Annotated in this window: 13 protein-coding genes and 1 riboswitch; of the genes, 2 read left to right on the forward strand and 11 right to left on the reverse strand. The window is 71.7% G+C overall.

The annotated features are described in order from the left end of the window. Positions 1 to 34: 34 nt before the first annotated feature. Both ACZ4SV_RS32970 and ACZ4SV_RS32975 read right to left on the reverse strand, forming a co-directional pair. Entirely contained in the window at positions 35 to 1,327 is a 1,293-nt protein-coding gene (locus ACZ4SV_RS32970; protein WP_468009356.1) for a class I SAM-dependent methyltransferase, read from the reverse strand. A gap of 163 nt (positions 1,328 to 1,490) precedes the next feature. After that, entirely contained in the window at positions 1,491 to 2,870 is a 1,380-nt protein-coding gene (locus tag ACZ4SV_RS32975) for an NAD(P)/FAD-dependent oxidoreductase (protein WP_365874612.1), read from the reverse strand. 491 nt (positions 2,871 to 3,361) lie between these two features. On the opposite strand from ACZ4SV_RS32975, the gene ACZ4SV_RS32980 reads away from it, so the two are divergent. Together ACZ4SV_RS32980 and ACZ4SV_RS32985 are read left to right on the forward strand one after the other, a co-directional pair. Continuing rightward, positions 3,362 to 3,634: a type II toxin-antitoxin system Phd/YefM family antitoxin gene (locus ACZ4SV_RS32980; RefSeq protein WP_358734880.1), complete on the forward strand. Its 273-nt coding sequence runs from the start codon at positions 3,362 to 3,364 to the stop codon at positions 3,632 to 3,634. Next, entirely contained in the window at positions 3,631 to 3,900 is a 270-nt protein-coding gene (locus tag ACZ4SV_RS32985; RefSeq protein ID WP_468009364.1) for a type II toxin-antitoxin system RelE family toxin, read from the forward strand. Before ACZ4SV_RS32980 ends, ACZ4SV_RS32985 begins: the two co-directional genes overlap by 4 nt. A 4-nt stretch (positions 3,901 to 3,904) precedes the next feature. On the opposite strand, the gene ACZ4SV_RS32990 is transcribed toward ACZ4SV_RS32985, so the two are convergent. The 9 genes from ACZ4SV_RS32990 to ACZ4SV_RS33030 form a co-directional block, all read right to left on the reverse strand. Further along, positions 3,905 to 4,846, reverse strand: coding sequence for a Ppx/GppA phosphatase family protein (locus tag ACZ4SV_RS32990; RefSeq protein WP_365874608.1), 942 nt, complete (start codon positions 4,844 to 4,846; stop codon positions 3,905 to 3,907). Next, positions 4,843 to 5,436: a DUF501 domain-containing protein gene (locus tag ACZ4SV_RS32995; RefSeq protein ID WP_365874606.1), complete on the reverse strand. Its 594-nt coding sequence runs from the start codon at positions 5,434 to 5,436 to the stop codon at positions 4,843 to 4,845. Before ACZ4SV_RS32995 ends, ACZ4SV_RS32990 begins: the two co-directional genes overlap by 4 nt. A gap of 50 nt (positions 5,437 to 5,486) precedes the next feature. Beyond that, positions 5,487 to 5,963 (reverse strand): FtsB family cell division protein, encoded by a 477-nt coding sequence (locus ACZ4SV_RS33000; RefSeq protein WP_397937981.1) that lies wholly within the window; start codon positions 5,961 to 5,963, stop codon positions 5,487 to 5,489. A gap of 99 nt (positions 5,964 to 6,062) precedes the next feature. Beyond that, positions 6,063 to 7,343, reverse strand: a complete 1,281-nt coding sequence (eno, locus tag ACZ4SV_RS33005; protein ID WP_365874602.1) for a phosphopyruvate hydratase — start codon at positions 7,341 to 7,343, stop codon at positions 6,063 to 6,065. A gap of 313 nt (positions 7,344 to 7,656) precedes the next feature. After that, the gene (locus ACZ4SV_RS33010) at positions 7,657 to 8,433 is read right to left on the reverse strand and encodes a transglycosylase family protein (protein WP_365874600.1); all 777 of its coding nucleotides are present in this window, start codon (positions 8,431 to 8,433) and stop codon (positions 7,657 to 7,659) included. A 5-nt stretch (positions 8,434 to 8,438) separates the two neighbouring features. Beyond that, positions 8,439 to 8,612, reverse strand: a riboswitch (cyclic di-AMP (ydaO/yuaA leader). A gap of 183 nt (positions 8,613 to 8,795) precedes the next feature. Next, entirely contained in the window at positions 8,796 to 9,908 is a 1,113-nt protein-coding gene (locus tag ACZ4SV_RS33015; RefSeq protein ID WP_468009380.1) for a transglycosylase family protein, read from the reverse strand. 169 nt (positions 9,909 to 10,077) lie between these two features. After that, the gene (locus tag ACZ4SV_RS33020) at positions 10,078 to 11,349 is read right to left on the reverse strand and encodes a cytochrome P450 family protein (RefSeq protein WP_365874596.1); all 1,272 of its coding nucleotides are present in this window, start codon (positions 11,347 to 11,349) and stop codon (positions 10,078 to 10,080) included. Between the two features lie 110 nt (positions 11,350 to 11,459). Next, complete coding sequence (locus ACZ4SV_RS33025) at positions 11,460 to 12,554, reverse strand: nucleoside triphosphate pyrophosphohydrolase (RefSeq protein ID WP_468009385.1); 1,095 nt, start codon at positions 12,552 to 12,554, stop codon at positions 11,460 to 11,462. A gap of 204 nt (positions 12,555 to 12,758) precedes the next feature. Further along, positions 12,759 to 13,406: a SurA N-terminal domain-containing protein gene (locus ACZ4SV_RS33030; protein ID WP_365874592.1), complete on the reverse strand. Its 648-nt coding sequence runs from the start codon at positions 13,404 to 13,406 to the stop codon at positions 12,759 to 12,761. Positions 13,407 to 13,574: the final 168 nt, after the last annotated feature.

The raw sequence follows: 13,574 nt of genomic DNA on the forward strand, positions 1-13,574 counted from the left end.
GCTCCGCGGTGCGGGGCGGGGCCCTGGCGGTGTGTCATCCGTGCCAGGTGCGGGGCCTGAGCGGGAGCCCGGAGGCGCCCGACTCGGGGGTGCGGACCGCGAGGACCTGGTTGACGCCGATCCGGTTGTGCTCGAAGGCGAGCGCGGAGGCGGCCATGTACAGCCGCCAGACGCGGGCGCGGCCCGGCCCGGTGAGCGTGGCCGCGTGGTCCCAGCCGGCCTCCAGGTTGGCCACCCACTCGCGCAGGGTGCGGGCGTAGTGCTCGCGGATGGACTCCACGTCCCGGACCTCGAACCCGGCCCGCTCCAGTTGGGTCACGGTGGTGCCGACGGGGGCGAGTTCGCCGTCGGGGAAGACATAGGAGTCGATGAACTCGTCCACCTCGTACGCCGTCTCGTCGCGCTGCGGGCGGCGGGCGATCTGGTGGTTGAGCAGCCGGCCGCCGGGCTTGAGCAGGGCGTGGAGCTGGCGCGCGTACTCCAGGTACCGTTCGGCGCCCACGTGTTCGGCCATGCCGATGGAGGAGATCGCGTCGTACGGCCCGTCCACGACGTCCCGGTAGTCCTGGACCCTGATCTCCACCCGGTCGGTCAGTCCCGCGTCGGCGACGCGCTTGCGGGCGTAGGCCGCCTGTTCCTGCGAGAGGGTGACCCCGACGACGCTCACCCCGTGCTCGCGCGCCGCGTGGATGGCCATGGAGCCCCACCCGCAGCCGACGTCCAGCAGCCGCTGGCCCTCGGTCAGGCCCAGCTTGGCGCAGACCAGTTCCAGCTTGTCGCGCTGGGCGGTCTCCAGGGTGCCGGCCTCCTCCCAGTAGGCGCAGGAGTACACCATGGACGGGCCGAGGACCAGTTCGTAGAAGTCGTTGCCGACGTCGTAGTGGTGGCTGATGGCCCGCTTGTCGGTGCGGCGGGTGTGCAGGCCCCGGCGGGGCCGGCGGATCTCCTCGCGCGGCGGGGCGGGCGGGATCGGCGGGCCGGCCAGTTTCAGCAGGTCGCGGGCGGCGGCCCGGACGGCGGGGTCGCGCACGGCCTGGCGCAGGGTGCGGGAGTCCTCGCCGCGCTCCCAGACGAGGCCCGCGATCGCGTCGAGCGCGGTGTACAGGTCGCCCTCGATGTCCAGGTCCCCGGACACCCAGGCGCGGGCGAGGCCCAGTTCGCCGGGTTTGAACAGCAGGCGGCGCAGGGCGCGGCGGTTGCGCACCACGAGCGCCGGGGCGTCGGGCGGTCCGGCCTCCGATCCGTCCCAAGCCCTCAGACGCACCGGGAGCGGGGCTCCCAGCAGCTGTTCGGCAAGACTCCTCAGCCGCGACGCGGCGTCGGCCATGGCGTACACCTCCAAGACGATCCCGGATGCCGGTCACCACATCAACACCGGCGGGTACCGCGCGTAGTCCCGCACACGGCTGCCTTTTCGGCCAGGAACGCCGAAGGACCTCCCGCACCACGGATGGCGGGAGGTCCTTCGGTCCGTCGGGTGACCGCGAGGGTCAGGAGGCCTTGGCCTTCTCCTCGGTCTTGGCGGCGGCGACCGGCGCCGGCTTGGCGGCCTCGTAGAACTCCTCGCGGGGGTTCTCCATGGCGCCGAGGGAGACGACCTCGCGCTTGAGGAACATGCCGAGGGTCCAGTCGGCGAAGACGCGGATCTTGCGGTTCCAGGTCGGCATCGCCATGCCGTGGTAGCCGCGGTGCATGTACCAGGCGAGGCGGCCCTTGAGCTTGATCTTCATCTTGCCCATGACGATCATCGCCACGCCCTTGTGCAGGCCGAGGCCGGCGACCGCGCCCTTGTTGGCGTGCTCGTACTCCTTCTGCGGGAAGCCCCGCATACCGGAGATCACGTTGTCGCCGAGGACCCTGGCCTGGCGCAGCGCGTGCTGGGCGTTCGGCGGGCACCAGGCGTTCTCGTTGCCCGCCTTGCGGCCGACGAGGTCCGGGACCTGTGCGTTGTCACCGGCGGCCCAGATGTAGTCCGTGCCCTTCACCTGGAGCGTGGGCTCGCAGTCGACGTGGCCGCGGGGGCCGAGCGGCAGACCGAAGCGGGAGAGGACCGGGTTCGGCTTGACGCCGGCGGTCCACACGATCGTGTTGGCGTCGACCTCGAGGCCGTTCTTGAGCACCACGTGGCCGTCGACGCAGGAGTCCATCGAGGTGGAGAGGTAGATCTCCACGCCGCGGCTCTCCAGGTGCTCCTTGCCGTACTGGCCCAGCTTGGGGCCGACCTCGGGCAGGATCTTGTCGGCGGCGTCGACGAGGACGAAGCGCATGTCCTCGCGGGAGACGTTCTTGTAGTACTTGGCCGCGTCCCGGGCCATGTCCTCGACCTCGCCGATGGTCTCCGCGCCCGCGAAGCCGCCGCCGATGAAGACGAAGGTGAGCGCCTTGCGGCGGATCTCCTCGTCGGTCGTGGAGTCGGCCTTGTCCAGCTGCTCCAGCACGTGGTTGCGCAGGCCGATGGACTCCTCGATGCCCTTCATGCCGATGCCCTGCTCGGCGAGGCCGGGGATCGGGAAGGTGCGGGAGACCGCGCCCATGGCGATGACCAGGTAGTCGAAGGGCAGCTCGTACGCCTCGCCCACCAGCGGGGCGATCGTGGCGACCTTGCGGTCCTGGTCGATGGTGGTGACCCGGCCGGTGAGGACCTCCGCCTTCGGCAGCACGCGTCGCAACGGGACGACGACGTGGCGAGGGGAGATGCTGCCGGCGGCGGCTTCGGGGAGGAAGGGCTGGTAGGTCATGTACGACCGGGGGTCGACGACCGTGACGGTCGCCTCGCCGTAGCGCATCTTCTTGAGGATGCGCCGAGCTGCGTACAGGCCTACGTACCCACCGCCTACTACGAGGATCCTGGGACGCTCCGTGGTGCTCATGCCATCGAGTATCCACCCGCTCCAGGGGGGTGGCTCGTGCGCCCCTTCACAAGCTCCGAGGGGGCCTGTGTTAAACTCCGCGGCCCGCGTGGCCCAGGTCGTGAGCGGGGAAGGGAACCGGGGGGCGGTTCGCCCCGTTGTCAATGCCGCGTGAGCTGCCTCTCCGGTACGCCGGGGTGGCCGTGAGGGCACCGTGACACCCTCGGAACAACTCCTTCCGAGGCCCTCTCGCGCCCCTCGTCTGAACATGTTCAACGACGCTTCGGTCCCCCGGAAGGGCCAATGGGCCCGGTTCCGGGGACCGCCGGGAGGGATTTCCTTGTGAAGAACTTCACGAAGGTTTCCGCCGGACGATGACCAAGGACCCCTCCCGGGGCCCTTGGCACCGCTCAAACGTTATCCACCCTGCTCAGCAGGTGGCTACCCACGAGTAACAAAAGAGAGCTACGCCACCGACCGCGCGTGTACACGGTGGCGCGTACACTGGCTTCATGACTGAGAACACCGTGACCGTACGGGAAGCCCGCGCGCACCTCGCCGACCACATCAACAGGGCTGAGGAAGGCGTTCCGACCGTCATCACGCGCAACGGCGCTCCGGTGGCCGCCGTGGTCCCGATCGCGGACTTCGAAGCGCTGGAGGAAGCGGCCGACGTCATGCTGGCGCGTGAAGCCGAAGCCGTCCTGGCCGAGGACGGCCCCACGGTGACGATGGCGGAACTGCTGGCCGACCTGTTCACCGAGCAGGACGGCGAGGCGGCGTGAAGTACGCCTTCAGGTTCACCACGGCGGCGCAGCGGCAGCTCCGGGCCATCAGCCGGCCCGACGCCATGCGCATCCTGACCGCGCTGACCGCGCTCGGCGAAGACCCGTACCGCGAGGACGCCGACGTCAAGAAGCTCACCGGCCCGTCCGGGTTGTACCGGCTCCGGGTCGGCAGCTACCGGGTCGCCTACCAGGTCAACGATGGTGAACTCGTCATCCTCGTCGTCAAGGTGGGCGACCGGCGAAACGTCTATCGCAACGTGTAGGCGGTCAGGCCAAGGACCAACCGATGCCGTCGAGGATGTCGTGTTCGCTCACCACGACCTCCTGCGCGCCGGTCCGCTCCATGATGGCTAGCAGTACGAGGGCGCCCGCGCCGATGACGTCGACCCGGCCGGGGTGCAGGGAGGGGATGGCGGCGCGCTCGGCGTGCGTGGAGCGCAGCAGCCGCTCGGTGATCTCGCGGACCCGGTCCCGGGAGACCCGGGAGTGGTGGATGCGCGCCGAGTCGTAGGCGGGCAGCTCCTGGGCGATCGCGGAGACCGTGGTGACCGATCCGGCGAGGCCCACCAGGGTGCGCGCCTCGCGCAGCGGGACCGTCCGTCCGGCCAGGTCCAGCGCGGCCTCGATGTCGGCCCTTATCGCGGCGATCTGCTCCTCGGCGGGCGGGTCGCCCACCCGTCCCTCGCGCACCAGGTGACGTTCGGTCAGGCGCACGCAGCCGATGTCCACCGACCGCGCGGCGCGCACCCGGTCGTCGCCGACGACGAACTCGGTGGAGCCGCCGCCGATGTCCACGACGAGGTAGGGCCGGGCGAGGCCGGTGTCGCCGGTCAGCTCCTTGGTGGCGCCGGTGAAGGAGAACTCGGCCTCCTGCTCGCCGGTGATGACCTCCGGCTCCACCCCCAGGATGTCCCGCACGCCGCGCACGAAGTCGTCCCGGTTCCGGGCGTCCCGGGAGGCGGAGGTGGCGACGAAGCGGACGCGCTCGGCGCCGTGCTCCTTGATGACGGCCGCGTACTCGCGGCAGGCGGCGAAGGTGCGCTCCAGCGCCTCGGGGGCGAGCCGGCCGGTGCGGTCGACGTCCTGGCCGAGCCGCACGATCGTCATCCGGCGGTCCAGCTCGACGAGCTCGCCGGTGTCCGGGTGCGCGTCCGCGACGAGCAGCCGGATGGAGTTCGTACCGCAGTCGACGGCGGCGACACGGGTCACTGCTCACCCTCCTCGACGGGCCGGGCCGCGAGGTCGCCCGTGCCCTCCTGCGGGGTCACCGCCTGGTCCGGCGGTCCGGCCGGGGTCACGCACGTGCCCTTGCGCCACCACTCGGGCAGCATCGCCAGGGCCTCGTCGCCGAGCGGGTTCACGCCCGGACCGGCGGCCAGCGAGTGGGCGACGAGCACGTGCAGGCACTTCACCCGGTCCGGCATGCCGCCGGCGCTCGGGAAGCCCTGGAGGACCTCGATCTCGTCCCGGCGCCGGATGTAGTCCTCGTGCGCGGCCCGGTAGGCGGCGGCCAGTTCGGGGTCGCGCCCGAGCCGTTCGGTCATCTCCTTCATCACGCCGTTCGCCTCCAGCGTGCCGATGGCGGAGGACGCCTTCGGGCACGTCAGGTAGTAGAGCGTCGGGAAGGGCGTGCCGTCGGGCAGGCGCGGCGCCGTCTCCACGACGTCCGGCTGGCCGCAGGGGCAGCGGTGCGCGATGGCCCGCAGGCCCCGCGGCGGACGGCCCAGCTGCTGCTTGAAGGCCGCTACGTCCGCGTCGGTGGGCTCGGTGCGCGAAGTGGGCGGCGGAGGCGTTTCCATGACTGCTTTCCGTGTGGCTTTCTGGTCGGTGTGCCGGTCTTCGCACCGGCTCACTGGTCGGACGCGTCGGACTTGTCGACGCCGTCCCAGAGGTTCGCGTACCAGGGCCGGCGGGCGGCCCCGAGGTCGGCGCGGGACTGCCTGGCCGCGCCGGGGTCCACGACCACGTACCCGGTCTCGCCGGGCCGCACGTAGTGCAGCCGGCGGCGGATCTGCTGCTCGGCGTAGGCGTCGTCCTGCCAGCGCGCCTTCAGGTCGCGTAGCTGTTCGACGCGGTGCCGGGCCTGCTCCTGCCGGCGCTGCACGTCGGCGATCTCCGCGCGCTGGGAGACGTACTGCCGCATCGGGTAGGCGAGGGCGACGACCATCGAGCACAGCACCAGCGCGAGCAGCGCCGCGCGGCCGGTGAGCCGGGAGCGGCGGGCCTGCCGCTTGGTCTGGGAGCGGTAGACCCGGGCAGCCGTCTGCTCGCCCAGCAGCCGCAGTCTGGTCGCGGTGGAGAACCGGTCCCGGTCCCTCACGGCCATCGTCCCCGCCTCCCGTCATACGCGCGTACGTCCCCGGACACGGTACGGGACCGGGTCCGGGGACGTACGGACGACTGGCTCGGGCGCGGCCGGGTCGGGTCAGCCCTTGAAGCGCGGGAACGCGCTGCGGCCGGCGTACACCGCGGCGTCGTCGAGGATCTCCTCGATGCGCAGCAGCTGGTTGTACTTGGCGACACGCTCGGAGCGGGCCGGGGCGCCGGTCTTGATCTGGCCGCAGTTGGTGGCGACGGCCAGGTCGGCGATGGTGACGTCCTCGGTCTCGCCGGAGCGGTGGGACATCATGCACTTGAAGCCGCTGCGCTGGGCCAGCTCGACGGCGTCCAGCGTCTCGGTCAGCGAGCCGATCTGGTTGACCTTGACCAGCAGGGCGTTGGCGGCGCCCTCCTCGATGCCGCGGGCCAGGCGCTCGGGGTTGGTGACGAACAGGTCGTCGCCGACGAGCTGGACCTTGTCGCCCAGCTTGTCGGTGATGGTCTTCCAGCCCGCCCAGTCGTCCTCGAACAGCGGGTCCTCGATGGAGACCAGCGGGTACGCCTCGACCAGGTCGGCGTAGTAGTCGGTCATCTCCTGGGCGGAGCGGGTCTTGCCCTCGAAGAGGTAGGAGCCGTCCTTGTAGAACTCGGACGCGGCGACGTCGAGCGCCAGGGCGATCTGCTCACCGGGGGTGTAGCCGGCCTCCTTGATCGCCTCCAGGATGAGGTCGAGGGCCTCGCGGTTGGAGCCGAGGTTCGGGGCGAAGCCGCCCTCGTCGCCGAGACCCGTGGACAGGCCCTTGCTCTTCAGGACCTTCTTCAGGGTGTGGTAGACCTCGGTGCCCCAGCGCAGCGCCTCGGAGAAGGACTCCGCGCCGATCGGGGCGATCATGAACTCCTGGATGTCCACGTTGGAGTCGGCGTGCGAGCCGCCGTTCAGGATGTTCATCATCGGCACCGGCAGCAGGTGCGCGTTCGGGCCGCCCAGGTAGCGGAAGAGCGGCAGGTCGCTGGCCTCGGAGGCGGCGTGGGCGACGGCGAGGGAGACGCCGAGGATGGCGTTGGCGCCCAGGGAGCCCTTGTTGTCGGTGGCGTCCAGGTCGAACATGGCCTGGTCGATCAGGCGCTGCTCGGTGGCGTCGTAGCCGACCAGCTCCGGGCCGATCTGCTCGATGACGGCGAGGACGGCCTTCTCGACACCCTTGCCCTGGTAGCGGTTCGGGTCACCGTCGCGCAGCTCGATGGCCTCGAAGGCGCCGGTCGAGGCGCCGGACGGGACGGCGGCACGACCCGTGCTGCCGTCGTCGAGGCCGACCTCGACCTCGACCGTGGGGTTGCCTCGGGAGTCCAGGATTTCCCGGGCTACGACGACGTCGATGGACGGCACGAGCATCTCCTTCTTGGATGTGACGCTGGAAGTGCGGGGCTGGTGTGCCTTGCGCCTAGAGCCTAACCGTCCCGGGGCCGCCGGCCCGCGACCGACCGTCCCGTGGACAAGCCGACCGTACCCTTTGTTTCTTTTCGAAACAAAGGGTTCCGGGGAACCTCCGCGCGCGGCGGGCACGCAAAAGCCCCGCCCCGGTGCGTACGGGGGAACACGCACCGGGGCGGGGAGCCCGTGGGGACGGGGGTGGTCCGCACGGGCCTTCAGTGTGGTCCGCGGGATCTACGGGCGCGGCGGTCCGGCCGGGCGCCCGAGGTCACTTCAGGTGCAGCTGCTGACCCGGGTAGATGAGGTCGGCGTCCTGGACGATGTCCTTGTTCAGCTCGAACAGCTTCTGCCAGCCGCCCGCGACCTGGTGCGCGGCGGCGATGGTGCTGAGGGTGTCGCCCTGGGCCACCTTGTACTCGCCGTCGCCCTTCTCGACCTTCTTGCCGGTCGGGGTGGTGACGGTCTTGCCGGTGCTCTGGCCCGCGGACGCGGCCGGACGCTCGGCGGAGCGGGAGGCGGCCTGCTGGTCGGCGGAGCGGGTGGTGGTGCCCGAACCCGAGGTGGAGGCGGAACCCGAACCCGAGGTGGAACCCGAGCCGGAGGTGGAGCCGGAGCCGGAGGTCGAGCCCGAGCCGGAGGTGGACGGGGTGCTCGGGGCGGAGCCGTTGTACGGGGTGCTCGACAGGCCCGTGCCGCAGACCGGCCAGGCGCCCTTGCCCTGCGCCGCGAGGACCTTCTCGGCGACGGCGATCTGCTGCGACTTGCTCGCCTTGTCGGCGGTGGCCGCGTACTGCGTGCCGCCGTAGGCGGCCCAGGTGGAGGCGGAGAACTGCAGGCCGCCGTAGTAACCGTTGCCGGTGTTGATGGCCCAGTTGCCGCCGGACTCGCACTGGGCGACCGTGTCCCACTGGGAGTCGGTGGCGGCGGAGGCGTTGCCGGCCGCCATCAGCGGGGCGGCGACGGCGGCGCCGGTGACACCGGCGAGCGTGATGGCGCGGACGGCCTTGGACGGACGACGGTGCTTGCCCTTACCGGTAAACAGCATGGATCGATTCCCCTCACCGACGCCTACGAGGTGAGCTGTCGGGTTCGGGCCGGTTGAGTTGCCCGGCCGCACCCCCGCTTGCGCGGTGTGCGGCTTCACCCCCAGCCGGTGCCGGCCTCAAGTGCCGGTTCCGGCGCCTACCTTGGTTCCCCCGCTCCTGCCTACGGCGCATGACGCGACGACTGTTCCCGGGCAACCACTGGCAGGATTCGGCGTGGCGGTTGCCGGGGCTCGTGGTGACGAGCGGCCTCGACCGTAGACACGGGATCCGGCGAATTTCAAAGACGATCAGGGCTTCTGAGACTCATCCCACACTTTCGCCAAACCGGACATTAGGGCGCTAAGCGGGGCGTCAACTCCGCCTACTTACCGCCCGTTTCGCCCCCTACTTCCAGGGTCTGACCGGCGGTGATGCGGTTCGGGTCGGCGCCGATGGCCTTCTTGTTGCCGGCGTACAGCGCGTGCCATCCGCCGTCGACGTCAAGGGAGTCGGCGATGGAGACGAGGGAGTCGCCTTGGCGGACGGTGTAGGTGTCCGCCTCCCGGGTGGCATGCCGGCCGGACAGCGTGGCGCCCTGACCGTTTGTCACGGTTTCGTCCGCACTCGCGCCCCGGTGGCGTCCACCCGACGCGACGGCTCCGGTGTCGACGAGGCTCCAAGAACCGGCGGCCCGCTGCGGGTTGCTCTCGACCCCGGCGTCCGGGGCCGAGCCGGGCGCGCTGCCGGCACCCTGGGGGTTTCCGGCGTCCGCGGCGGGGGACTTGTCGGACTTGGGGGTGTTGGTGCCGGTCGGACCGGTGGTCCCGCCCGTGCCCTTGGCCGCGTCCTCGTCCGCTTCCTTGCCCTTGTGCTTGCCCTTGCCCTTGCCCTTGCCCGGCTTGGTGTCCGGCGTGCCGCCGGCGTCCGGGGAGGAAGGGGTGCCAGAGCCGCTGTCGGAGCCGGCTTCCGTGGAGGGCGAGGGATCCGGCCGGCCGGACGGGGTGCCGGAGTCGCCCGGGGTGTCCGAAGTGCCGGAGCCGTCCGCCGGTGCGGACGGTTCGCCCGTACGGCCGTCCTGCCCGGGTTCGCCGACGCCCGTGTCGACGTCCACGGAGCCCGAGTCCGGCGTCAGGCCGGACAGCAGGGCGCAGGTGGCCCAGGGCGTGGTGCCCCGGTCTGCCAGGATCTTCTCGGCGACGGCGATCTGCTGGAGCCGGCTGGCCTGGTCGGCGCTGTCCGCGTACTGGGTGCCGCCGTAGGCGTCCCAGTCGTCCTGCGAGATCTGCAGGCCGCCGTAGTACCCGTTGCCGGTGTCCGCGCTCCAGGAGCCGCCGCTTTCGCACTCGGCCACCTTGTCCCACGTGGTGGCGTCGGCGGCGTGTGCGCCGGCCGCGCCGAGGAGCGGGAGGGCGATGGCGGAGCCGGTCACGCCGGCCGCGACGAGGAGGGCCGGAGCCTGGCGGGGGCGACGGTGTCGGCCGTTCCCGGAGAGCATGCAGAAGCCTTTCGAGCGACAGCAGGACCGGCGCGGCGGACTGGTGCCGCCCGTCGCGCTGATGGGTGAACGTATCGGCAGACGATCACTTGTCACAAGTTCATGCCGCACAGATCACATGAAGATCACAGAGTTGAGTTTCTGTCATCTTCCCCGGGAGGTCCGGTGATCAGGCCGTGGGCGTGAACTCGACCGGCAGGGTGCGCAGGCCACGCATGATGAGCCCGCCGCGCCAGCGCAGTTCGGCCGGGTCGGCGGCGAGCCGCAGACCGGGCAGGCGGGTGAACAGGGTGGCCAGCGCGGTCTGGCCCTCCAGCCGGGCGAGCGGCGCGCCGAGACAGTAGTGGATGCCGTGGCCGTAGCCGAGGTGCTGGTTGTCGCGGCGGCCGAGGTCCAGCACGTCCGGGTCGGCGAACCGCTCCGGGTCCCGGTCGGCGGCGGCCAGGACGACGAGCACCGGATCGCCCGGCGCGATCTCCTGCCCGCCGAGCGTGAGCGGCTCGGTGGCGAACCGCCAGGTGGCCAGCTCCACCGGACCGTCGTAGCGCAGCAGTTCCTCCACGCCGGTCTCCAGCAGGTCCCGCTCCCCGCGGGCCAGGGACTCCTCGAGGCGCCGGCGCTGTCCGGGATGGGTGAGCAGGGCGTAGGTGCCGTTGCCGATGAGGTTGACGGTCGTCTCGAAACCGGCGAACAGCAGGATGAACGCCATGGCGGCGGCCTCGTTCTCGGTGAGGTGTTCGCCGTGGTCGGAGGCCCGGATCAGGGCGGAGATCAGGTCCTCACCCGGTGCGGGCGTGGCGGACAGCGCCTCGCGCTTGCGGTGGATCAGCTCGGCGAGGTAGCCGCGCATCTTCTTCACCGACCGGGCGACCCCGCCCCGGGGTCCTCCACCGTGCCGGATCATCATGCCCGCCCAGTCCCGGAAGTCGTCCTGGTCCTCGGCCGGGACGCCGAGCAGGTCGCAGATGGCGTAGATGGGCAGCGGGAAGGCGAAGTCGTGGATGAGGTCGGCGGAGCCGGCCGCCGCGAAGCGGTCGATGAGCCGGTCGGCCAGCTCCTGCACCCGGGGCGCGAACTCGGCGACCCGGCGCGGTGTGAACGCCTTGCTGACCAGTTTCCTGAGCCGGGTGTGGTCCGGCGGGTCGATGTTCAGCAGATGCGTCATCAGCTCGGCCTTGCGCTCGCCGGGGATACCGGTCTTGCCCCGGGCGTGCGCGGGCTCGTCGTGGTGGGCCGGGTTCTTGCTCAGCCGCTGGTCGGCCAGGGCCTGCCGGGCATCGGCGTACCGGGTGACCAGCCACGCCTCGACACCGCTCGGCAGCCGGGTCCGGTGCACGGGGGCGTGCTCGCGCAGCCAGGCGTAGGCGGGGTAGGGGTCGGCGGCGAACTCCCACGTGAAGAGGGCGGGGGCCGGCTGGTCGGGGTGGGGCTGCTCGGTCACTCCCCGACGGTATCCGGACCTCCGGGACGGCTCCGCCACACCCTGGCGAGGGTCCGCGTGGTTCTCCTGGTTATTCCAGTCCGCCTGGTTCTCTTGGTCCCCTGGTCCTCCTAGTTCTCCCAGTCCTCCTGGTCGTCGGTGCCGTCGGTGCCGTCGGGGTCGTCGGGGTCCTCGGTGTCTCCCCCGGTGTCCGTCGCGTGCGGGTTCTCCGCGTTCCTGATCGCGTCCCGGTACGCCCGGGCCGCCGCCCGCAGGGCCGCCTCGGGGTCGACGCCGTCCGCCTCGGCGCCGGCCGCCAGCGCGAGGAGCCGGTAGCCGATCCCCTCGCCGCGCGGCACGGGGACCTCCAGGCCCGCCGTGCGGACGCGGGAGGCCAGCTTGGCGGCGAGGGCCAGGCCGGGCTGGCCGAGCGGGACGCCGTCCGTGACCGACGTACGGCGCTTCTCCTCGGCCTTGGTGCGCAGCCAGTGCTCCTTGACGTCCTCCGGTGTCTCCGCCTCCGCGTCGCCGAAGACGTGCGGGTGCCGGTGGATGAGCTTGGCGACGATGCCGCCGGCCACGTCGTCTATGGAGAACGGCTCGTCCGGGTGCTCCTCGGCGATCCGGGAGTGGAAGACGACCTGGAGGAGGACGTCGCCCAGCTCCTCGCGCAGCTCCGCGCGGTCGCCGGCCTCGATCGCCTCGACCAGTTCGTACGCCTCCTCGATGCCGTACTTCGCCAGGCCCTCGTGGGTCTGCCGGGAGGACCAGGGACACTCGGCGCGGATGCGGTCCATGACCTGCACGAGGTCCAGCAGGCGGGCGCCCGGCAGGTCGTACGACGCGGGGAGCAGCTCCAGCTCCGGCATGGCGATCCGGCCGGAGCCGGCCAGCCGGGCGAGGCCGTCGGTGAGCGCCGGCTCGCCCTCGCCGGTCGCCACGACCACCACGGTCCGTCCGCCGGCGCACGCCGCGACCAGCTCCTCGGCGGTCGGTGACGCCTCCGCGACCGCTGTCCCGGCCTCCCGCAGATACGGCAGCTGCGGATGCGCGCCGTCCGCGCACAGCACGGTGTCGGCGGTGCGCAGGGCCTGCCAGGCGGGCCAGGACAGCAGGCCGGGCGCGACGCGGTGGCTGGTGGTGAGCAGGACGATGCGGCCGGGGGCGGCTTCCGAACCGGCTTCGGCACGAGGTGCGGGGTGGGCTGCGGCGCTGGATTCGTTCACGATCCGAACGTAACCCACGGCGCGAGGACGCGGATCGGGTTATCCACAGGGCGGAGGAGTCGTGTGATCGTATGACTCGGCCGCGCATCCGATGACCCGGTCGTGCATCCGGCCCGTGGCCCGTGACGACCCCGTGGCGAGTCCCGGTCTCGCTTCCCGCCCCGGCCGCGTCCCGTCCCCGGGCCCGGTTACGTCGTGGCCCGGTTACGTCGTGATCGGCTGGCCGGCCTGCGCGGTGACCTCCCGGACCCAGGGCGTCTTCGCGTCCACCCGGCTGCTCTTCTGCACGTCCCAGGCGCCGTAGCGCGGGTTGAGGTCGACGCGCAGTTCCGCGGACGCCTTGGACAGGGCCTGCCAGAAGGCGGGCCGGGTGGTGTCGGTGCCCAGCTTCGCGGCCAGCTTCTGGGCCTCCAGTTGCAGGCGCAGGTTGTCGTCGAGGCGGGCCGGCGCGATGCCGTACTTCTGCAGCCATGCCGTCTCCAGGCCCTTGCCGCCGCCGGCCTGCCGCGCCAGCTCCGCGCGCATCTGCTGGATCTCCTTGGGGGTGACCGTGACGCCCTTGTCCCGGGCGGCGCGGTGCAGCACCCGGTCGAGCACCATGTTGTGCAGGGTGTCGCGGGTCAGGCTGCTGGTGGAGGAGACGACCTGCTGGTACTGCGTGTCGTCCGGCACCGCGGCCCGCTGCGCCCGGCGGACCTCGTCGACCCGGCTCTGCAACTGCGCGACGGTGATCCGCTGTCCACCGACGACGGCCGCGGCGCCCGGGTGCGCCTCGCTTCCGCAGGCGGTCAGCAGGGGGGCCGCGGCGGCGATCGCGGCGGTGAGGACGAGCGCGGTGCGGCGGCGGTGCAAGGAGACCTCCCGAGGAGAGTGCAACGACAGGTGCGGCGCGCCAGCGCCTCCGCCGGGAGTGGTGGTCGGGCGACGGTCGGGCGCACCACGTCTTGCGGTGATCGATGGTAGGCAGTGGGCAGGCCGCGGCCAACCCATTCGACCAACGATTCACGCGCGCTTCGGGCA

Source organism: Streptomyces sp. NPDC027672 (assembly GCF_055566335.1).